Source organism: Amycolatopsis taiwanensis DSM 45107 (genome assembly GCF_000519205.1).
GTDB classification, from domain to species: Bacteria; Actinomycetota; Actinomycetes; order Mycobacteriales; family Pseudonocardiaceae; genus Amycolatopsis_E; species Amycolatopsis_E taiwanensis.
In genome coordinates this window covers 44,484-65,506 of record NZ_JAFB01000024.1, presented here as the reverse complement: position 1 = coordinate 65,506, position 21,023 = coordinate 44,484, and the positions used below count along the sequence as shown (strand labels likewise).

Annotated in this window: 20 protein-coding genes; 11 read left to right on the top strand and 9 right to left on the bottom strand. The window is 69.1% G+C overall.

Going from position 1 to position 21,023, the window contains the following annotated elements; genetic code table 11:
* Window positions 1–60: 60 nt before the first annotated feature.
* From A3CU_RS0119350 to A3CU_RS0119315, 8 genes are all read left to right on the top strand, one after another.
* The gene (locus tag A3CU_RS0119350; RefSeq protein WP_245617199.1) at window positions 61–1,080 is read left to right on the top strand and encodes a LacI family DNA-binding transcriptional regulator; all 1,020 of its coding nucleotides are present in this window, start codon (window positions 61–63) and stop codon (window positions 1,078–1,080) included.
* A gap of 138 nt (window positions 1,081–1,218) precedes the next feature.
* A complete protein-coding gene (iolC, locus tag A3CU_RS0119345; RefSeq protein ID WP_052371872.1) occupies window positions 1,219–2,220 on the top strand; it encodes a 5-dehydro-2-deoxygluconokinase in 1,002 nt (333 codons plus the stop codon).
* Complete coding sequence (gene iolB / locus A3CU_RS0119340; protein ID WP_027943706.1) at window positions 2,217–3,056, top strand: 5-deoxy-glucuronate isomerase; 840 nt, start codon at window positions 2,217–2,219, stop codon at window positions 3,054–3,056. The genes iolC and iolB overlap by 4 nt, the downstream gene beginning before the upstream one ends.
* Window positions 3,053–4,960 (top strand): 3D-(3,5/4)-trihydroxycyclohexane-1,2-dione acylhydrolase (decyclizing), encoded by a 1,908-nt coding sequence (iolD, locus tag A3CU_RS0119335; protein ID WP_027943705.1) that lies wholly within the window; start codon window positions 3,053–3,055, stop codon window positions 4,958–4,960. The genes iolB and iolD overlap by 4 nt, the downstream gene beginning before the upstream one ends.
* A gap of 58 nt (window positions 4,961–5,018) precedes the next feature.
* Window positions 5,019–6,503 (top strand): CoA-acylating methylmalonate-semialdehyde dehydrogenase, encoded by a 1,485-nt coding sequence (locus A3CU_RS0119330; RefSeq protein ID WP_027943704.1) that lies wholly within the window; start codon window positions 5,019–5,021, stop codon window positions 6,501–6,503.
* A 9-nt stretch (window positions 6,504–6,512) separates the two neighbouring features.
* Window positions 6,513–7,445 (top strand): TIM barrel protein, encoded by a 933-nt coding sequence (locus tag A3CU_RS0119325; RefSeq protein WP_027943703.1) that lies wholly within the window; start codon window positions 6,513–6,515, stop codon window positions 7,443–7,445.
* Window positions 7,442–8,449 (top strand): Gfo/Idh/MocA family protein, encoded by a 1,008-nt coding sequence (locus A3CU_RS0119320; RefSeq protein WP_027943702.1) that lies wholly within the window; start codon window positions 7,442–7,444, stop codon window positions 8,447–8,449. The genes A3CU_RS0119325 and A3CU_RS0119320 overlap by 4 nt, the downstream gene beginning before the upstream one ends.
* A 7-nt stretch (window positions 8,450–8,456) precedes the next feature.
* Window positions 8,457–8,690 (top strand): hypothetical protein, encoded by a 234-nt coding sequence (locus A3CU_RS0119315; protein ID WP_027943701.1) that lies wholly within the window; start codon window positions 8,457–8,459, stop codon window positions 8,688–8,690.
* On the opposite strand, the gene A3CU_RS0119310 is transcribed toward A3CU_RS0119315, so the two are convergent.
* Window positions 8,674–9,717, bottom strand: a complete 1,044-nt coding sequence (locus tag A3CU_RS0119310; RefSeq protein ID WP_027943700.1) for an alpha/beta fold hydrolase — start codon at window positions 9,715–9,717, stop codon at window positions 8,674–8,676. The genes A3CU_RS0119315 and A3CU_RS0119310 overlap by 17 nt on opposite strands.
* Window positions 9,718–9,871: 154 nt before the next feature.
* Here A3CU_RS0119310 and A3CU_RS0119305 point away from each other — a divergent pair, with 154 nt between their 5' ends.
* On the top strand, window positions 9,872–10,288 hold the full coding sequence (locus tag A3CU_RS0119305; RefSeq protein ID WP_245617198.1) for a hypothetical protein: 417 nt from the start codon (window positions 9,872–9,874) through the stop codon (window positions 10,286–10,288).
* Window positions 10,289–10,307: 19 nt separating this feature from the next.
* Entirely contained in the window at window positions 10,308–11,372 is a 1,065-nt protein-coding gene (locus tag A3CU_RS45525) for a LysR family transcriptional regulator (RefSeq protein WP_245617196.1), read from the top strand.
* 114 nt (window positions 11,373–11,486) lie between these two features.
* Here A3CU_RS45525 and A3CU_RS0119295 read toward each other — a convergent pair whose 3' ends face one another.
* Window positions 11,487–11,912 (bottom strand): MarR family winged helix-turn-helix transcriptional regulator, encoded by a 426-nt coding sequence (locus tag A3CU_RS0119295; RefSeq protein ID WP_027943698.1) that lies wholly within the window; start codon window positions 11,910–11,912, stop codon window positions 11,487–11,489.
* A 53-nt stretch (window positions 11,913–11,965) separates the two neighbouring features.
* On the opposite strand from A3CU_RS0119295, the gene A3CU_RS45520 reads away from it, so the two are divergent.
* The gene (locus A3CU_RS45520; protein WP_211246460.1) at window positions 11,966–12,538 is read left to right on the top strand and encodes a cupin domain-containing protein; all 573 of its coding nucleotides are present in this window, start codon (window positions 11,966–11,968) and stop codon (window positions 12,536–12,538) included.
* A 223-nt stretch (window positions 12,539–12,761) separates the two neighbouring features.
* On the opposite strand, the gene A3CU_RS0119285 is transcribed toward A3CU_RS45520, so the two are convergent.
* The 7 genes from A3CU_RS0119285 to A3CU_RS45515 all read right to left on the bottom strand — a co-directional run bounded on the left by A3CU_RS0119285 (window position 12,762) and on the right by A3CU_RS45515 (window position 21,001).
* Window positions 12,762–14,150 carry an amidase gene (locus tag A3CU_RS0119285; protein WP_027943697.1) on the bottom strand — a complete coding sequence of 463 codons (1,389 nt, stop codon included), beginning with the start codon at window positions 14,148–14,150 and terminating at the stop codon, window positions 12,762–12,764.
* Window positions 14,147–15,526, bottom strand: a complete 1,380-nt coding sequence (locus A3CU_RS0119280; protein ID WP_027943696.1) for an MFS transporter — start codon at window positions 15,524–15,526, stop codon at window positions 14,147–14,149. Before A3CU_RS0119280 ends, A3CU_RS0119285 begins: the two co-directional genes overlap by 4 nt.
* A 106-nt stretch (window positions 15,527–15,632) precedes the next feature.
* Window positions 15,633–16,214, bottom strand: coding sequence for a GNAT family N-acetyltransferase (locus A3CU_RS0119275; protein ID WP_027943695.1), 582 nt, complete (start codon window positions 16,212–16,214; stop codon window positions 15,633–15,635).
* A 138-nt stretch (window positions 16,215–16,352) separates the two neighbouring features.
* Window positions 16,353–16,985 (bottom strand): bifunctional 4-hydroxy-2-oxoglutarate aldolase/2-dehydro-3-deoxy-phosphogluconate aldolase, encoded by a 633-nt coding sequence (gene eda, locus A3CU_RS0119270; RefSeq protein WP_027943694.1) that lies wholly within the window; start codon window positions 16,983–16,985, stop codon window positions 16,353–16,355.
* A gap of 33 nt (window positions 16,986–17,018) precedes the next feature.
* Window positions 17,019–17,957 carry a sugar kinase gene (locus tag A3CU_RS0119265; protein WP_027943693.1) on the bottom strand — a complete coding sequence of 313 codons (939 nt, stop codon included), beginning with the start codon at window positions 17,955–17,957 and terminating at the stop codon, window positions 17,019–17,021.
* Window positions 17,958–17,995: 38 nt separating this feature from the next.
* Complete coding sequence (locus tag A3CU_RS0119260) at window positions 17,996–19,570, bottom strand: N-acyl-D-amino-acid deacylase family protein (protein WP_027943692.1); 1,575 nt, start codon at window positions 19,568–19,570, stop codon at window positions 17,996–17,998.
* Window positions 19,571–19,642: 72 nt separating this feature from the next.
* A complete protein-coding gene (locus A3CU_RS45515) occupies window positions 19,643–21,001 on the bottom strand; it encodes an MFS transporter (protein WP_084143385.1) in 1,359 nt (452 codons plus the stop codon).
* Window positions 21,002–21,023: the final 22 nt, after the last annotated feature.

Sequence of the window (21,023 nt, the reverse complement as noted above, 5' to 3'; positions counted from 1 at the left end):
ACAACCTGAACAGCACTGCCCCTCAGCAAAACGGTTTTCCGGACAAGGCAGGATCGAGGCATGGCACCCCAGCGCACTCGGCACCGGCGCCCCACGATGTCCGACGTGGCCGCCCGCGTGGGTGTTTCGCGTGCACTGGTCTCACTGGTGTTCCGCAACGAGCCGGGAGCGAGCGAGGAGACCAGGGAGAAGATCTTCGCCGCCGCGCGGGAACTGGGCTACCAACCCGACAGCGCCGCGCGCCTGCTCGCACGCTCACGCAGCCAGGTGCTCGGCGTGCTGCTGACCGTGCGCAACATGTTCCATGCCGAGTTGGTCGAGGGCATCTATCCGGTCGCCGAACGGCTCGGCTACGAGATCCTGCTGTCCGCGGCACTACCCGGCCGCGACAAGCGACGGGCGATCGAGGCGCTGCTCGGCCACCGGTGCGAAGGGCTGCTCCTGCTCGGCGGGCACTCCGACGCCGATTACATGGCCGATCTCGGCAAGCGCATCCCGACCGTGGTGGTCGGCCACCGGTTTCCCGCCACTCCGGTGGATTCGGTGCATGTCGCGGAGGCCAAGGGCGTGCGCCAGATCGTCGATCATCTCGTCGGACTCGGGCACTCGTCGATCCTGCACATCGACGGCGGCGACGACGCCGGCGCGGTCGAACGCCGGCGCGCATACCGCACCGCGATGCGCCGCCACGGCCTCGCCGAGCAGATCCGCGTGCTGCCGGGTGACCACACCGAGGACTCGGGTGCCCGCGCCGCGCAGGCGCTGCTATCCGAAGGGACCGAGCTACCCACCGCGGTTTTCGCGAGCAACGATCGCTGCGCACTCGGCTTCATGGACTCGATCAGGCGAGCCGGGCTCGACGTGCCGGGCACCATTTCCGTGGTGGGCTTCGACGACAGTCACCTTGCCCGACTGTCGCACATCGATCTGACCACCATCGGTCAGGACCCGGCGCGGCAGGCCGAACTCGCCGTGCAGGCCGTGGTCAAGCGGCTGACCGATCCGGAGATGCCCCCGCGCGAACTGGTGCTGCCGCCGCGGCTCGTGGTGCGGGGAACCACCGCGCCGCCCATGTCCTGAACAACACCGCAACTCTTGACAGCCAGCTGTGGCGCGCATCATAGTACAAGGACTAGAGCGCGCTAGTAGCGCGTGCTAACCACCGCCGGGAAGCTCACTAGGAGGAGGGCTATTCAGAACGTGAGATCACGCCGCTCGGTGACACAGCACAACGGTGTGGGGCACGACGCGGCTTTCGACGTCGTCACCGTGGGCCGGATCGGTGTGGACATCTACCCGCTGCAGCAGGGTGTGGGTCTGGAGGACGTCACCTCGTTCGGCAAGTATCTCGGCGGCACGGCCACCAACGTGGCGGTCGCGGCCGCGCGCTACGGACTGCGGTCCGCGGTGGTCACGAAGACCGGAGACGACCCGTTCGGCCGGTTCATCCGCCGTGCCTTGCGCGGATACGGGGTGGACGACCGGTTCGTGGGCACGAGCCCCCACCTGCCGACGCCGGTGACGTTCTGCGAGATCTTCCCACCGGACGATTTTCCGCTGTATTTCTACCGTTTCCCGAAGGCCCCGGACCTGGATCTGCATCCGGGAGACCTCGATGCCGAGGTCGTTCGCGCGGCAAAGGTCTTCTGGGTCACGGGTACCGGGCTCTCGGCGGAGCCGAGCCGTTCCACCACGCTGGCGGCGTTGGCGGCCCGGGGCCGCCGGGGAATCACCGTGCTCGACCTCGACTACCGACCGATGTTCTGGGAGTCCCGTGAGCAGGCGCGGGAGTGGGTGGGCAAGGCGCTGGAGCACGTCACCGTCGCGGTGGGCAACCTCGACGAGTGTGAGACCGCGGTCGGCACACGCGAACCTCGAGAGGCAGTAAAAGCCTTACGGGACGCGGGAATATCGCTCGCGGTGGTGAAGCAGGGTCCCCGGGGTGTGCTGGCGGTGGACGATTCGGGCGAGGTGGAGGTGCCGCCGGTACCGGTCGAAGTGGTCAATGGTCTCGGTGCGGGGGACGCGTTCGGCGGCGCACTGTGTCACGGGCTGCTGTCGGGGTGGGACCTCGGACGGATCATGCGCTTCGCCAACGCCGCCGGGGCGCACGTGGCCGGCGAGCTCGCGTGCTCGGACGCCATGCCGACCGAAGAGCAGGTGCTGAGCAGGCTGGCGGGCCATGACGGTGATGTCGCCACGGCAATGGGGTTGCCATGAAGCTCTACCGGCCGGCGGGAAGCACCGCCGAGGGGCCGTTCGATCCGGTCATCACACCGCAGTCGGCGGGCTGGGGCTTCTGCGGCCTGCGGGTGGTGAACCTCGACGGCAGCCAGTCAGTGTCCACTCAGGACTCCGAGACGCTGGTGCTGCCGCTGTCCGGCAGTTGCACGGTCTCCGTGGACGGCGAGACCTTCGAACTGCGCGGGCGCACCGGCGTGTTCGACGCGGTAACCGATTTCGCCTACCTGCCGAGAGATGTCCAGGCGACGATCACCGGCACCGGCCGGTTCGCGCTGCCGTCGGCGAGAACCCGCAAGCGACTGCCCGCGCGCTACGGTCCGGCGGAGCACGTGCCGGTGGAGTTGCGCGGTGCCGGAAACTGCAGTCGCCAGGTGAACAACTACTGCCTGCCGCACACTTTCGAAGCGGATCAACTGCTGGTGTGCGAGGTGTTGACGCCCGGCGGCAACTGGTCGTCCTATCCCCCGCACAAACACGACGAGGCTCGCGAGGGCGAGAGTGTGCTGGAAGAGATCTACTACTTCGAGGTCGGGCGGGACGGCATGGGCTACCAGCGGGTGTACGGCACCAGCGAACGGCCGATCGACGTGCTTGCCGAGGTCCGTACCGGTGACGTGGTGCTGATCCCGCACGGCTGGCACGGCCCGTCGATGGCCTCCCCCGGCTACGACCTCTACTACCTCAACGTGATGGCCGGTCCCGGCCCGGAGCGGGCCTGGCTGATCTGTGACGACCCCGCGCACGCCTGGGTGCGGCAGACCTGGGAGTCGGCCGGCGTCGATCCGCGCCTGCCCTTCGGAGGCACGACATGAGACTCACCACGGCGCAAGCGCTGGTGCGGTTCCTGGCCAACCAGTACTCCGAACGCGACGGTGTGGAGCAGCGGCTGATCACCGGGGTGTGGGGGATCTTCGGGCACGGGAACGTGGCCGGGCTCGGCCAGGCGCTGCTTCAGGCCGCCCGGACTGGCAACGAGCACAGCGGCGGGCTTCCTTATTACCTGGCGCGCAACGAACAGGCGCAGGTGCACACCTCGGCGGCGTTCGCCAAGATGCGCAACCGGTTGCAGACCTTCGCGTGCACCGCCTCGACCGGTCCCGGCTCGACGAACATGATCACCGGAGCGGCGCTGGCGACCACGAACCGGCTGCCCGTTCTGCTGCTGCCCAGCGACATGTTCGCCACCCGTGCGCCCGATCCGGTGCTCCAGCAGCTGGAAGACCCGCGCGCCGGGGACGTGTCGGTCAACGACGCGTTCCGGCCGGTGTCCAAGTACTTCGACCGGATCACTCGCCCCGAACAGCTCATTCCGGCGGCGCTCGCCGCAATGCGGGTGCTGACCGATCCGGTGGAGACCGGCGCGGTCACCCTGTGCCTGCCGCAGGACGTGCAGGCCGAGGCATTCGACTGGCCCGAAGAATTCTTCCGGCGCCGGGTATGGCGCGTGGGTCGCCCGGTTCCCGAGGCGCCGGCGCTGGCACGCGCGGTGCAGTTGCTGCGCAACGCGAAGCGGCCGCTGATCGTCGCCGGTGGTGGCGTCGTCTACTCAGCAGCCGAAAACGAACTGCGTGCCTTCGCGGCGGACACCGGGATCCCGGTCGCGGACACGCACGCCGGCAAGGGTGCGGTGCCGTGGGACCACTCGTGCGCCGTCGGCGGCCTCGGCGCCACCGGCACCTCCGCGGCGAACGCCTTCGCGGCGGAGGCGGACGTGGTGCTGGGCATCGGCACCCGCTACTCCGACTTCACCACCGCGAGCCACACGGTTTTCGCCAACCCGGACGTGAAGTTCGTCAACCTGAACGTCGCCCGCCTCGACGCCGCCAAGCACTCCGCCGAGATGCTGCTCGCGGACGCCCGGCTCGGCGTCCAGGCCCTCCACGACGCACTCGCCGGTTGGCGGGTAGACCCGGCGTACTCCGCGCAGGCGCGGGCGCTCGCCGCAGAGTGGAACCGCACGGCCGAGGCATGCTTCCGCGGTGACTTCCGCGACCCCCGGACGCGAGGCGCCGCGCACGGCCCGCTGCCGGCGCAGACCGAGATCCTCGGTGCGCTGAACGAACTGGCCGGCGAACGGGACGTGGTGATCAACGCGGCCGGGTCCATGCCGGGTGATCTGCAGATGCTGTGGCGGGCCCGGGACCCGAAGGCTTACCACGTCGAGTACGCGTACTCGTGCATGGGCTACGAGATCGCCGCCGGGGTCGGGGTCAAGCTGGCCGCTCCCGACCGCGAGGTGTTCGTCCTGGTCGGTGACGGCTCGTACCTGATGATGGCGCAGGAGATCGTCACCATGGTCGCCGAGGGCCTGAAGGTGATCATCGTGATCGTCGACAACCACGGGTTCGCCTCGATCGGCTCGCTTTCGGAATCCCTTGGCTCACAACGGTTCGGCACCCAGTACCGGTACCGCGGCGACGAATCCGGACAGCTCGACGGCGGCCTCCTCCCGGTCGACCTCGCGGCCAACGCCGAAAGTCTCGGCGCCACCGTGCTGCGAGCAGCCACGGTGGAGGACTTCAGGGCCGCCATCGGTCAGGCCAAGGAGAACACCACGACCACGGTCGTGCACGTCGAAACCGACATGCTCGGCCCCAATCCGCCCGGCTCCGCGTGGTGGGACGTTCCGGTCAGCCAGGTTTCCGACCTGGACTCCACCCGCAAGGCATACGACGACTATGCCGCGGCCAAGCGGAAGCAGCAGCACTATCTCTAGGGAGAAGTGACGGCCTGGCTACCCGAACACGTTCCGAACGACACTGAAGGGCACCGACGTGAAGACCATCGAACACTGGATCAACGGCACCGGCACCCCGGCCGCGTCGGCGAGGACCACGCCGGTCTACCACCCGGCGACCGGGCAGCAGCGAGCACAGGTTCTGCTCGCCGAACCATCCGATGTGGACTCCGCGGTCGCGGCGGCGGCGAAGGCGTTCGAGTCGTGGGGCGATTCCTCGCTGTCCCAGCGCACCAAGGTCATGTTCGCCTTCCGCGAGCTGCTGGTGAAGCACGAGGACGAGCTGGCACGGGTCATCTCCAGCGAGCACGGCAAGGTGATCGAGGACGCCCGCGGCGAGATCGTCCGCGGCCGCGAAGTCGTCGAGTACGCCTGCGGAATCGCCGACGCGCTCAAAGGCAGCTTCTCCGACCAGGTCTCCAGTGGCGTGGACATCCACAACTTCCGCGCCCCATTAGGCGTGTGCGCCGGGATCACCCCGTTCAACTTCCCGATCATGGTTCCGCTGTGGATGCATCCCATCGCCATCGCGACCGGCAACACCTTCGTGCTCAAGCCCAGCGAACGCGACCCGTCCGTCTCACGCCTGGTCGCCGAACTCTATGTCGAAGCCGGGCTGCCCGACGGCGTCTTCAACGTGGTCAACGGGGACAAGGTCGCGGTCGACGCGATCCTGGACCACCCCGACATCGCCGCCGTGTCGTTCGTCGGCTCCACCCCGATCGCCAAGTACGTCCACGAACGCGCGACCGCCGCCGGCAAGCGCGTACAGGCTTTGGGCGGCGCGAAGAACCACGCCGTCGTGCTGCCCGACGCCGACCTCGACTACGCCGCCAACCACCTCGTCGCCGCCGCGTTCGGCTCCGCCGGCCAGCGCTGCATGGCCGTCTCCATCGGGCTCGCGATCGGACAGGCCGGGGACGAACTGGTCGAGATCCTGGCACGCAAGGCCAACGCGGTGAAGGTCGGACCCGGTGACGACCCGTCGAGCGACATGGGACCGGTGGTCACCAAGGCCGCGCAGGAACGGGTCGTCAACGCCGTTGCGCGCGGCGCCGAGCAGGGCGCGAAGGTGGTCGTCGACGGGCGGGGCCGCACCGTTGCGGGCCACGAGGAGGGCTTCTTCGTCGGACCGTCCGTTTTGGACCACGTCACGCCGGAGATGGACGCCTACCGCGAGGAGATCTTCGGCCCGGTCCTCGGCATCGTGCGCGCCGCCACCGTCGACGAGGCCATCGAGATCATCAACGCCAACCCCTACGGCAACGGCACCGCCATCTTCACCAACAGCGGCGAGGCCGCCCGCCGGTTCGCCCGCGCGGTCAAGGTCGGCATGATCGGCGTCAACGTTCCCATCCCGGTGCCGATGTCCTATTACTCGTTCGGCGGCTGGAAAGACTCCCTCATCGGCGACAGCCCCATCCACGGCCCCGAGGGCGTGCGCTTCTACACCCGGGCCAAGGTCGTCACCACCCGCTGGCCCCGCACCCAGGCCAGCTTCACCTTCCCCACCTCGAGCTAGGAGCCGTACATGACAAAGGCCGTCATCGGCAACCTGTGCCTGGGCAGCGCGCCTGACTCGTGGGGTGTCTGGTTCCCCCGCGACGAGCGCCAGGTCCCGTTCACCCGGTTCCTCGACGAGCTGGTCGCCGCCGGCTATGCGTGGCTCGAACTGGGCCCGTACGGCTACCTGCCGACCGACCCGAAGCGGCTGGCCGAGGAGGTCGGTGCACGCGGTCTGGGAGTCTCGGGTGGCACCACGTTCGGCGCTCTGCACCGCCCGCACGAGTGGGCCGAGATGCTCGCGCAAACCCGGGCGGTCGCCGAGCTGACCGCCGCGGCCGGGGCACACCACCTGGTCTTCATCCCGACCATGTACCGCGACCAGAAGACCGGCGACTACACGGAATCGCCCGAGCTGACGGCCGAGCAGTGGAGCGCCTTCGGTGCTCGCGCGGGTGAGCTGGGCAAGATCCTGCTGGAGGAGTACGACGTTCGTCTGGTGCTGCACCCGCACGCGGACAGCCATGTCCAGAAGCAGGACGAGATCGAGCGTTACCTCAACGAGAGCGATCCGCGCTACGCGAACCTGTGCCTGGACACCGGTCACGTCGCCTACAGCGGCGGTGACGCCATCGACCTGATCCGCCGGTACGGCGACCGCGTCGGATACGTCCACATCAAACAGATGGACCCGGTGATCCTCGACCGGGTCCGGAAGGAGAACCTGAGCTTCAGTGAGGCCGTCCGGCTCGGTGTCTGCGTCGAGCCGCCGGCTGGCGTGCCCGAGCCGGCCAAGGTGATCGACGCACTGTCCACACTGGATGCGGAGATCTTCGTGATCGTCGAGCAGGACCTGTACCCGTGCGCACCCGAGGCGCCGTTGCCGATCGCGACCCGCACCCGCGAATACCTGAACAGCCGAGGCGTTTCCGCCACCGAACGTCCCGGAGCCGTCGCATGACAATCCACATTGGAGTGATCGGTACCGGCATGATCGGCCGCGACCACATCCGGCGCATCACCGACGTGGTGACCGGCGCTCAGGTGGTGGCGGTGACCGACATCGACGTCGAGCGCGCGAAGGAGATCGCGTCCACGATCGACGCCCGCGTGCTGCCGACCGGGCACGACGTGATCAACGATCCGCTCGTCGACGCGGTCGTGGTCACGTCGTGGGGCCCGACGCACGCCGAGTACGTGCTGGCCGCGATCGCGGCCGGCAAGCCCGTGTTCTGCGAGAAGCCGCTGGCGACGGCCGCCGAGGACGGCCTGCGCATCGTCGAGGCCGAGCAGGCGTTCGGCCGGCGGCTCGTGCAGGTCGGCTTCATGCGCCGCTACGACGCCGGCTACCGGGCCATGAAGCGGGTCATCGACAGTGGGGAGATCGGCGCGCCGCTGCTCATGCACTGCGTGCACCGAAACCAGTCGGTACCCCAGACCTACCACTCGGACATGGCCGTGCAGGACACCGCGGTCCACGAGATCGACATCATCCGCTGGCTGCTCGACGACGACATCGTCTCGACCCAGGTCATCACGCCACGCCGGACGGCCAACCGGTTCGGACACCTGCAGGACCCGCAGGTCATGCTGTTCGAGACCAGCGGCGGCGTGCGGATCGACCTCGAGGTGTTCGTCAACTGCCAGTACGGCTACGACATCCAGTGTGAGACCGTCGGCGAGACCGGCACCGTCCGGCTGCCCGATCCGGCCGACGTGTGGCTACGCAGCGCCGGCCAGCTGCGCACCGGCGTGCTCCAGGACTGGCAGCAACGTTTCACCGCGGCCTTCGATCGCGAGTTCACGGAGTGGGTCGCGTCGATCGCCGACGGGCGGCTGTGCGGGCCGAGCGCCTGGGACGGCTACGCGACCGCGCTGATCAGCGATGCAACCACCGAGGCCCGGCACACCGGCCGGGTCGTCACCCTGGCGCGACCGGACCGCCCCGCGTTCTACGCAACCTGACCCCGGCGTGTCCCCGCCCCAGGCCGCCGAGTTCCGGATTCAGGACGGCGAGTTCCCGCTCCAGGCCCGCGAGTTCCGGATTCAGACCGACAAATTCCGGGTTCGGGCGTCCGACTTCCGAGTTCAGGCCGCCGAGTTCCGGGTTCAGGCGTCCGAGTTCCCGATTCAGGACGACGAGATCCCGATTCAGGACGACGCCCGATTCAGACGGCTGAGTTACCGGTTCACCCGGCCGCCGTGAGGTGGTCGACAAGTGCCTTGCGGAAGGCGTCCGGCTGGTCGAGATGCGGCCCGTGACCCGAGTCCGGAATCGCCACCTCGCGATAGTTGCCGTACGTACCGAGCACGGCACGGGTCTGCGCGATCATGGGTTGGGGCGGAAAGGTCTCCGCGCCCGGCCACCCCGGTACCGCACCGATCGACCCCAGATACGCCAAGTCGTGCAGCGAGGTGTCCGACACGATCACGTCCTCGGTGCCACGCACCCAGAGCACCGGCGGCTTGGGATCCACAGTGGACAGGTCGGCGATCCGGAAGTTGGTGGGAGACATGCTGTTCAGCACCCCGCGAGCCCCGGGGACGGTGCCGGGCCAGGCGTCGGTGGTGGTGACGGTACCCGGGTAGTGGTCGTCTCCCGTGCGTGTGGACAACATGGAGTCGACCAGCAGGTCCAGATGTTCCGGCACGCAGGGTGGCTTGACGTAGTGCGCGAGCAACACCTGACGCGGCGACAGCGGGGAGTCGTCACCGGTGTCGCCGGCCGCCAGCCGCTGGACGAACTCCGGGTTCGCGGATCCGGCGCCCGAACCCGCGCCGGCCGGGTGGCACAGTTCGCCGTCGATCCCACGGGTGCCACCGAAGCCGTACGGCGACACCGGGTTCACCAGCGTCAACGACGCGATCGCCGCCGGCTTGTCGAGCAGGTACTGCAGCACCACACCGCCGCCCATACTCCAGCCCACCAGGTGGACCGGGGCGAGATCCATAGCGGATACCAGTGCGGCGACGTCGTCGGCGTAATCGGACAGCCCGCGAGTGGCGTCCACCGGCTCCGGGTCGGTGTCGCCGAACCCCCGCAGATCCACGGCCAGCGGCCGGAATCGCTCCGGCAGCGCGAGCATCGTCGTCTGCCAGAACAGGCTCGACGACACGTTGCCGTGAACGAACAGCACCGGGGTGCCGGTACGACCTTCGACCTCCAGCACGTTCAGGGTCAGCCGGTGGGTATCGATCCGGCGTGCTGTCACGCCGGGCACCAGGACGGTCACGATGATCCTCCACACAGTTACGCCGGATGGAGGATGATATCCGGGGCATCTCGGCGTGCCTATGTGTCCGGACGCCACATCTCGAGCCCTCCGAATATCGGCCGCTCCCGTATTCGGCCCGTTCTCCGGCCGGTGGCGCTGGCATGATGGCACTGTGGTTCGCACCGGAATCCGGGCCGGTCTCGTCGCCGGGGTGCTCAGCGGCGCCCCGTCGACCGTGCACGCCTTGCTCACGCGGCGGGACCCCCTTGCCGCCAGCCGGGCCGCCGGGGCGCTGCTCCTGCCGGACGAGGTGCGCGCGAGCCGGCTGCTGGCGGCGGCGGTGCCGGTGCACTTCGGCATCTCGGCCGCCTGGGGGCTGGTGCTGTCCGCCGTGCTGCCCCGGCGGGCGACCGTGCTGTCGGGCGCGGTCGCCGGGCTCGCCATCGCGGCCCTCGACCTGCGCCTGCCCGGCCGGCGCACGAGGCTGGTGCGCGAGCTCGCCGCCGGGCCCCAGGTGGCCGACCACCTCGCGTTCGGTGTGATCGCCGGCGCCGTCATCCGGGCACGGCGCGCACACGAGGGAACATGATCGAGGTGACGTACAGTCTGTGCGGTCCGCGATCACCAGGAAGGTGCCGAACCTCGTGTCCACCGCCGGCCCGTTCAAACCACAGGCCACCAAAAGTCTGTCCCGCCTGCGCACCCTCCTCGCCGTGCACGAGACCGGCACCGCGCTCGGCGCGGCGAGAATGCTCGGGCGTGAGCAGTCCAGCGTGCAGAAACAGCTCGACACGCTGAACCGCAACTTCGGTGAACTCTGCGGCGAACCCTTGGTGCACAAGCGCGGCCGGGGCATGACGGTGCTGTTCACCGACACCGGGGAAGCACTGGTACACACCGCCCGCAACACGCTCGGCACCTGGCTGGACGAGATCCACGAGCGCCGCCGGCGGCTGGGCGGGACGCTCACCGTCGGCACCACCCGCTACACCCTCGGCTACCTGTCCGAAGCCAGCGAACGCGTGCGGACGGAGTTCGCCAACCGTGGGATCGACCTCAAGGTCGTGCACGTCCGCACGCACGAACTGCTGGACAAGCTGGCCAGCGGGCAGGTCGACCTGGTCTGCGGCAGCGTGGTGACCACGACCGGCGCCGACTCCGCGCTGTCCGGTCTGGACGTGCTCGAATGGCGGCGGAGCGACCTCTCTCTGGTCACCAACCTGCCGCACGACCAGCTTCCCGGCCCCGTGGCCGGAACGGAGCTGGCCGCGCTGCCGCTGGTGATGCCGGTGGGCGGGCTGATCACCGAGTTCGTGCGCCGCTGGTTCGGCAACGACTACCGCAACCGCCTCGACATCGTCGCCGAGATCGACAGCGCGCAGTATGGGTTCGAACTGCTGCATTACGGCCTGGTCCGCGGCTGCATGCTGGTGGTCGAGGGAATCGGCGAGGCCGTCGCGGAGGGGCGCATGCCCTCGACGTCCAGCCTGCGCACGGTCAAGCTGATCAGCGATCTCCAGCCCGGCCTGCGGATACTCGCGGGCGCGTTCGCCCGGCGCGGCGAACGCGCCTCCTACGCCGGCGACCACCCGCTGAACCTGCTCTGGCAGGCCCTGACCGAGCGGCACGAGGCCTACCAGCGCCAGAACTCGAGAACCACAGCCAGAAGCTGAGAAACCCACGGCACCCACCGCGCTGCGCGAATCCGCCGTCTGATCGGGCCAGGAGGGGCGGTCGTCGGCGTCGGCGCGAGGTTCCTTTGTGGACTCCTCAGGCGAATCAGCTGATCAAGCGAGCGTGTCCAGCGCATCGCCGAGCAAACGCCGCAACTCGGCCAGCCCCTTGTCACCGAGCCGTAGGGCGAGGTCACGTTCGATTCCGGCGATGGCGGAGGCGGCTTCGACCAGGACCCGGCGGCCGCGCGCGGTCGCCACGACCAGGCGTACCCGGCGGTCCCGTGGGTCCACCCGCCGCTCGACGTAGCCGTGCTGTTCGAGGTGCGTGACCAGTTCCCCCATCGACTGCTGGGTCATCCCGGCCGCCTCGGCAAGCGCCGTCACCTTCGACCCGGCCGGGTCGAGGTACCGGAAGACCGCGAAGTGCGCAGGTCGCAAATCACTGGGCGACAGCCGTTCCTGCACCCGGCGCTCGACCGCGCGGGTAGCCAGCACGAGCAACTTGAGCAGGCTCGCGTCCCGGTTCTCAGTTGACACAAAGCAAAGGCTACCTTAGCTTCTTAGGAAGGTAACCTGTGCAAGGAGTGGACGTGGACGCATTGATTTTCCGCAACGGCCACCGCATCACGCGGCTGGCCGAAGGCACCGACGGCGACGGTCCCTACCTGCGTCTGGAACACCGGATTCCCCGGCCACAGCGTCAGGCCGGTCCGCACTGGCACCCCGTGCTCACCGAACAGTGGACCGTCCAGGAAGGCCGCGTGCGCTTCCGCGTCGCCGGAAAGGACATCGACGCCGGTCCCGGCGACACCGTCGCCGCCAAGGCCGGGCAGGTTCACCAGTTCCACACGGACTCGCCGGACGTGGTGCTACGGCACGAAATCCGCCCACCGCTGCGACACTGGGAGATGTTCCAGTTGTGGCATCGGCTCGACCTGGCGGGCAAGACGACCCGTAACCGGATGCCCCGCAATCCCCTGGCGGTCGCGCTGCTGTGGAAATACCAGGACGGCTACCTCGCCGGAATACCTGCCATTCTGCAGCGATTCGTGCTCGGCGGACTAGCCGCGCTCGCGCGGGTAACCGGCTACGCAGACCGGTGGCTCACCGGCGATGGGCCGACCTGCCGGCTGCGGAACAGGCGGAGCAGTGGGACCGGGTAAGCCCGGGTACCTTCGACCGCGTCATGGCGGGCGTCGAGCGCACCGAGCGACACGATCGTCTGATGGACCGGGCCGACCTCGTCCTGCGGGCTCTGGGCCTGTTCGCCGGCTTGGCGCGGTCGCACCCTGGGCATGACGGCCGCGCATTTCGCCTCGATCGGCGCACCCACGCAGGGACTGGGCGTTTTCGGCGCGGGCAGTGCCTCGATCGTCGGCGCGTCCCTTACCGTACGCCGATCCCGGCCGGGTCCACCGGCTCGCTGACGCCGACGGCGGCTTCGATGAGGCCCGCCAGTTCGACACAGCGCCGCTCGTGCCAGGGCGGGGCGACGATCTGCACCCCGAGCGGGCCGCTGCTGCCGGTGCTCACCGGCACCACCGCCACCGGGCTGCCCACCGCCGACATCGCGGTGACGAACCGCATCGAGTCGATCACCTGGTGGGCGCGCTCGACGTCGCCGGTGTCCATTCCGATCTCGAACGGCGGCTCGGTGGCCACCGGACCGACGATGGCATCGAAGCCCGCGGCGAACTCGTGCCAACGCGCGGTCAGTTCGGTGAGCCGGTTCAGCGCCGCCAAGTAGCCGGAGAGGTCGACCGCCGGGAAGTAACTCTCCATATAGGACAGTGATCGCAACGTCGTCTGCTCGTCCCCGAGCGCCCGGTTGGCGTGCCAGCGAGCCTGCGTCTCGGCATAGACCACCGTGCCGCGGACCTGTTCGAGGTCACGGATTCCGGGCGGGTCGACGAATTCGACGCGCGCCCCGGCATCGGCCAGGATCGACGCGGCCCGCTCCACCGCGGCCCTGACCTCGGGATCGACCTCGCCGCCGGGTCGGGTGACCACACCGATTCGCCGGCCTTCGAGGCCGGATGGCAGCGGTGGCGGCGCCGGGAACCGGTCCGGCCGGCCGGCCAGGATCGCGGACAACCCGAGCCAGTTGTCCGCGACAGAGCGGGAAAGCACGCCCTCGACGCCGAACAGCCGCGACCCGTAGCTGCCGCTGATGCCCTCCGGCGGAGTGAGGCCGACGGTCGGCCGGATGGCCACCACGCCGCAGCACGACGCCGGGTGCCGCAATGAGCCACCTTGATCGTTGCCGTGTGCCAGCGGAAGCATGCCGGTGGCGACGGCGGCCGCCGAACCGCCGCTGGAACCACCGGCCACCCGGCCCGGGGCACACGGGTTGGCGGTCGCGCCGTGCAGCGGGTTGTCGGTATGCCAGCGCAGGGAGAACTCGGGCGCGTTGGCCAGCGCGACGACGATCGCGCCCTGCCGCCGCAACGCCGCCACCACCCAGGAATCCGCGGCCGCCGGGGTGGTCGCCAGCCCCGGACAGCCGTTGCTGTTCGGTACCCCGGCCACCGCGGTATTGATCTTTATCGCGATCGGGACCCCGGCCAGTGCGCCGTTTCCGTTGCCCTGTCCGGAATCCAGCGCCGCGGCCTCGGCCCGTGCCTGCTCGGTCAGGCGCACCGGCAGCGCGTTGACCAGCGGGTCCACCTGTTCGATCCGCTCCAGATGCGCCTGGAGCACCTCGCCGGCGCTTACCTCCCGCCCGCGGACCAGTGCCGCGATTCGCTCCGCCGGCAGACGCCACAGCTCGGTCAACGGACTTCCTCCAGGTCGATGTCACGGGTCTCCGGCCCGAGCCAAGCGCCGATGGCGACGATCACACCGCCGATCACTACCAGCACCACCGGCGTGTAGACGTAGGGCATCAGGTTGCCCAGGCCGAGCATGTAGAAGCTGTAGAGCGAGGGCAGGATCACCGCCACCTGGTAGCCGACCGCCCAACCGGTCGAGCGGACCTCGGTCGGGAACCGCTCCGTGATGTAGGTGCAGACGACCGGGAACAGGCCGGTGGCCAAAACCATGCACACGCCCACCAGCACCATCGTGATGGCCAGTGAGCCACCATGGTCGGCGTTGGCCAGTGCGATCGCGTAAAGCCCGGCGCCCAGGGTGGCCACCGAGACTCCCCCGCCGATCAGCAGCCGCCGCCGGCCGATGCGCTGCCCGAGCACCGCGTAGCCGAAGTAGCACGCGGCCAGCACCACGTTGGCGATCATCAACGAAGAGGTCACGGTCGATGCGGGACGATCCAAATAGGTCACCAGGACGCCGGAGACCGCGGAGGTGATGGCGTGAAAGCCCATCCAGATGCCGGTCATCAGCAACAGCACCTGCAGCAGCGACCGGCGGTTGCGCCCGCGCATCAGCTCGGCCAGCGGCCGTCGCTTGGGCCCGGAGCCGGTGGACGCGCCCTGCCACAACGGTGATTCGCCGACCACCCGGCGGAAATAGACCACATAGGCCAGCGCGAGCAGGCCGCCGAAGATGAACGGGATGCGCCAACCCCACTCCACATAGGGCGAGCCCGCCCCGTGCGCGGGCACCAGCTTCAACATCACCGTGGTCACCAGGGAGATGGTCGCGGCGCCGAGCGGGTAGCCGATGTTGGTGTAGCCGCCGACCAGGCCCCGCATCGGTTTCGGGGTCACCTCCATGGCCAGCGGGGTCAGCCCGGCGGTGGCGCCGCCCATGAAGATCCCGCCGACGAACCGGATGACGGTCAGCAGCACGTAGGCGCCGATGCCCCAGGCGGCGTAGCCCGGCAATGCCGCGGTGAGCAGCGTGCAGACGGCGACCCCGGGGATCGCGATCGTGGTGGCGGCGCGGCGTCCCACCGAGTCGGCGATGTGACCGAAGATCACCGAGCCCACCGGACGGGCCAGCAGGGTCACCGCGAAGACCACATAGAACATCGTGGTGCTCGTCGCCACCGCCGAGCCCGGCGGCTGGAAGTACGCCATCGCCGGCGCGAGCACGACCGTGGGCAGGTAGATGTCGACGACATCGACGAAGAAACCGATCGTGGCGGCATGCACCACCCGCCGCTGATCCCGGCTCAAGCGGGCCGGCCGTCCGGCGGCCCGAGCCGGTTCAATATCGTGCTGCGCGACCTGGTCGCCACCACTTCGCATCGCAGTCCTTTACACGCTCTCGTTGATCGGGAGCTCAGTCTTCGGCCTGGCGGCGACGGGTTCAAGGTGCACTCCGCATTGAATCCGCGGGCTCGGATTGTGAACTTTATCCAGCGACAGTCCGCCTTGGACGAGGCTGCTCCCACTGGGCCCGGGTGAGTTCGTACTCGACTTCACCATGCTCGGAGCCGGCGATCTTCTCCGGCCAGTCCCCGGTGAAGCTCCGCACGAAGGACAGGCCCGACTTCTCCATGACACGCCGGGAACGGGCGTTGACGGCCATGGTGTTCGCAGTCACCCGCTCGACGCCGAGTTCGGTGAACCCGTGGTGAATCAGGGCCAGAGACCCCTCGGTGGCATAGCCGCGCCCCCAGGCCGCCCTGTTCAGCCGGTAGCCGAGTTCGACCACGGCGGGGCTGTTCTCCCGCAACGGCCGGTACTCGAACCAGCCCAGGAAGGTCCCGGTGGCCTTCTCTTCCGCTGCCCAGTAGCCACGGGTCCCGAAGCACGGGTAGTCGTGCAGGAGCCGTGGGAGGGTCTGCGTTCGGATCGTCTCCCGGCTTGTCGGCCGGCCACCGTTGATGAAGCGCATGACGTCCGGATCGTTGTCCAGCTCAAGCAGGTGGTCAGCGTCGGCCGCGGTGAACGGCCGCAGGACCAGCCGCTCGGTTTCCAGGAAGGTCGGCATGCGGCGATCTTCGCTCCAGTCGGCCCGGACGCGCTACCGAGAATCGGCACCGCCACGCATGGACCGGCCGGACCACTATGCCGCATCATCTGGCACCTGACGTCGTCCCGCGGCGGCCGCCAACCCCGGAGTTCAGCTTTACGCCGTTGCTCCGGCGCGGCAGGCCGTGAGGAAGTCCCGGGTGAGCGCGGTGATCCTCGCGAAGTCGCCGGCAGCCACCGCTTCGGCCGGGGTCAGCCAGCTCCCGCCGACGCAAGCCACGTTCGGCAGCCTCAGGTAGCCGGAGGCCGATTCGGCGGTGATCCCCCCGGTGGGGCAGAACCGCAGGTCGGGCAGGGGTCCCGCGATCGCGCGAAGGTAGGCGGGGCCGCCCGCGGCTTCGGCAGGGAAGAACTTGAGCTCGGAATGGCCTCGTTCGGCCAGGCTCATCGCTTCGCTCACCGTGGCCGCACCGGGCAATATCGGCAGGCCGGTGTCCCGGCACGCTTGGTACACCTGCTCGCTGCTGCCCGGCGTGACCAGGAATTCGGCTCCGGCCTTGGCCGCTGCCGCGGCCTGGTGCGGTGCGACCACGGTTCCGGCGCCCACCAGGACGTCCTCCACCTCGGCCGCGATGCGCCGGATGGCCTCGATCGCGGTCGGCGTACGCAGGGTCACCTCGGCAAGGCGCACGCCCCCGTCACGCAGTGCTTCGACAACCGGGACGGCGGCCTCATGGTCGTGCAGGACCAGCACCGGTATCACCGGCGAGATGTCGAGCAAGCCAGGCAATTTCCCTCCTCGGGCAGACTTCGGACGCGGGTGTCAGCGGGCAACGTCGTCCTCGAGTAACAGGTCGAGTTCGGCGAAGGTGGGCAAGCCCTCGTTGTCGCCGCTCGTTGTCGCGGCCCAGCGCCCCAGTGTCATGGCCAGGTCGAGACGTTCCACGGGATCCAGATTCGTGAGCAGGCCATGTAAGTAGCCCGCGGCGAAGGCGTCACCGGCGCCCACCGGGTCCACCGGCTGGACCGGCGGACGGTGACGGGTCAGGATTTCGCCGTTGTCGGCGGCGACGACCCGTGCCGCGTCGACCTTGAGCACCACTCGCCGGGGGCCGAGTTGCCGCAGTTTGCGCACGGCGTCCGCCGGGTCGGCCGTGACACCGAACAGCTCCGCCTCGGCCAGGGTCAGGAACAGCACGTCCGCCCGTGCGATCAACGGGCCGAGCGCGGCAACCGCCTCGTCCGGACCAGGCCAGAGCCTTCGCCGGTAGTTCACGTCGAAGCTGACGATGCCGCCGGTTCGGTGCACGGCGGCCATCGCGTCACCGATCGCCGCTCGCGCCCGATCGCCGAACGAGGCGGTGATTCCCGTTGTGTGCAGAACCTGCGCGTTACCGAGCAGGCTCGGGTCGAGGTCCTCCGGCGCCAGCCGCGAGCCGGCGCTCTCGTGCCGTGCGTAGCTGACCCGGACGCGACCCGCCGAGCGGAACTCCTTGAACATCACCCCGGTGTTCGCCGCGGTGTCCCGCGCGATCGCCCGGACGTCGATGTCGTCGGCGCGCATCGCCCGGATGAGCGCGGTCCCCAGGGGATCGTCACCGACACGACCGAGCACCGCGGACGGCGTACCCAGCCGCCGCGCACCAAGCGCGGCATTGCATTCGGCGCCGCCAAGGCCCAGGCGGTAATGGTCCCCCACTCGCGCCGGCCCGACCGTACCCGAGGTGAACACCGCGAGCGGTTCGCCGAGGGTGACGAGCACGAATAGCCCTCCTTTATAGGTAGTAAGCGCTTTTGCGGTCAGCTTCGCCGGGGCAAATGGCGTCCCGGCCGGGCACCGGTGTGCACCCCGTCATCGACCACCACGGTGCCGTTGACCAGGACGTTGGTCACCCCGGTGGCGTAGTGCAGCGGTTCCTTCCGGGTCGAGTTCTCCCGAAGTCCGGCCAGATCGAAGGTGATCACGTCGGCTTTCGCGCCCGGACGCAGCCGGCCCCGGTCGCCGAGTCCGAAATGGTCGGCCACCATCGCGGTCATCTTGTGGATCGCCGTTTCCAGGTTCAGCGTCCCCCGATCCCGGACGTGGTGGGCCAGATAATGCACATGCCCGGCGAAGAACAACGGGTGCTTGCAACGCAGCGCCAGGGGTCCGTCGACTCGACTGGTGTAGCCGTCCACCCCGAGACAGAACAATGGATGCCGGATGGCTTCGGCCACGTGGCCTTCGGTGAACAGCCTGCCCATCAGCTGTACCGATCCCAGGTCCGGCCCGGCGGCCCGCAGCACATCGAAGAGGCAGTCCCATTCGTCCCGGCCGAGCCGCGCCGCGATCTCCGGGAAGCTCAAGCCCTCCAGTTCGGCCGTCGCCGGGCTGTTGAGCAGGGTGACCCGCTCCCACTGGCCACGGTGCACGAACCGCCAGTACCGGTCACAGTCGCGACGCAGGCGTTGCCGCACCAGCGGATCGTCGAGGCGGCGTGCCGCGGTGGCGGCACCGTCGTCCAGCAACCAGGCCGGCAGCAGCCCGGCGGCCAGCCCGATCCCGTCCTCGAACGGAGTCATGTCGGCCAGCACGGCCATCCCGGTACGTTCTTGCTCGAGCCGTGCTACGGCCCATTGCCAGGCACCTTCCGGCGCCCCCGTCTGGTCGCGCACATTCAGGTGGGACAGTTGTGCCCAGCCACCGGCGGCTCGCGCGATGGTGAAGAACTCCTCCACCGCAGCGGCCAGTTCCGCGTCCCGGTTGCGGATGTGACTGGTGTACAGCCCGCCCCGGCGGGCCAGCACCCCGGCCAGCGCGACGAGTTCCCCGGTTTCGGCCTGCCGTCCCGCGCCGTATTCGAGGCCGGTCGACAGACCGAGAGCGCCGGCGGCCATCGCCTCCTCCAGGAGCGCGGTCATCCGGTCGGGCACCCCCTCGGCGGCCTCCCGGATGGCACTGTGCCCGACCAGCCACGCGAGATTCTGCGTGGTCCCGACGCCGGCCACCGCGTCGAGCAGCTCACCGAACCCGCGCCAGGTGACGGGTTCGGGATATCCGTTGGCGCGCAACGCCTCCGTCACGGTTTGGGCCGACGCATCGCTGAGCGGGGCGTAGGTGACACCGCAGTTGCCGACGATCTCGGTGGTAACCCCTTGGCGGATGGTGCTTTCCGCGGTCGGGTTGGCCAGCACCGTCCAGTCGCTGTGGCTGTGCGGGTCGATCAGGCCGGGACAGACCGTCATGCCGGTCGCGTCGATGGTCCGGCCGGCGTCCGCGCCGGGAAGCGGCTCGACGGCGACGATGCGGTCGCCGACGATACCGACATCGGCCGGCCGCGCCGGGCCACCCTCACCGTCCACAACGGACCCTCCGCTGATCAGCACGTCAAGCATTTCAGACTGTTTCCTTCGCGAGTTTGCGCGCTCGGTGGTCACCGTGATTGCCGCGTGTTGCCACAAAGGGTGTCACGCCCGCACCTTCGAGTCGGTTGGTGCTTCGGCAAGGACCGGCTCGATCCGGCCAAGGAGCAGCGCGTAGGCGAGCAGACCGAGCGCGAGCACGACACCGGCGATCAGGAACGCGGTACCGAATCCCGCGGCGTCGGCGACATAGCCGGTCACGATCGGCGCGACGATACTCGCGACGTTGCCGCCGAAGTTCATCACGCCACCGAGCAGGCCGATCGACCCGGCCGGAGCGATCAGGCCCGGGATGCTCCACGCCACCGGCGCCGACAGCGCGATCCCGGCCAGCGCGATGGTGATGCAGGTGATCGCCACCGTCGGGTTGGTGGTGAACGCGGCGGGCAGCACCGCCAGTCCGAGGACCATGCCACCACACAGCGCGACCTGCCGGACCATTGTGGAGTTGCGCCCGTTACGGATGAGCCGATCGACGAGGTATCCACCGATGGCGACGTCGGTGATGGTCGCCGCGATCCACGGGATCGCCGTGTACCCGCCGGATTTCAGCAGTGACATGCCCATCGTGCTGGAGAGATATCCCGGCAGCCAGGTCATGAACATGGTGAAGCAGTAGTTGTACGCGGTGAAACCGAGGATGAGGCCCCACACCTTGCGCCGGCTCAGCAGAGCCCGCGCCGACACACCGGCGGAGGAGGCGGTGTTCTCCTGCTGAGCGCCGCCGTCCCGCAGATACCGGCGTTCCGGCTCCCGCAGCCGCCGGTGCTTGCTGGGATCGCGGTAGAACGCCCAGAACACCACGAGATAGAGGACGCTGAGACCGCCGCTGAAGATGAACGCGGCCCGCCAGCCGTACAGGCTGATCACCACGCTCATCAGCGGCACCCCGACCACGTTGGCGAACTTGGCCGCACCGTCGAAACAGGAGGTCGCGACCGAGCGTTCGCGGACCGGGAACCAGTAGCTGGTGGCCTTCGACGCGCTGGGGAAGATCGGTGCTTCGCCGACGCCGAGCAGCACCCGCACGGCGATCAGCAACCCGAAACCGCTGACCACGGAGGTCAGCAGGGTGGCCGCCGAATAGATGAACGCGCCCACCCGCTGTATCCACACGATGCCGATCCGGTCGAGCAATGCGGCCACCGGCAGCGTGAACAGCGTGTAGGACCAGGCGAAGGCGGACAGCACTATGCCCATTTCGCCGTTGGTGAGCCCGAACTCCGCTCGGACGTCGCCATTGGCCACGGAAAGGTTGGCGCGGTCGAGGTAGCTGATGAAGACGCCCAAGGCCAGGCAACCGGCGATGGCCCAGCGGAGCCTGCCCGGCCGGGCTCCTCTCCTCGGCCCGGCCTTTCCGGCTTCGTCAGGGGTGGCAGGAGTGTCGCCGACACTGGCGGACATGCCCGCTCCTTTCATTGGCTGT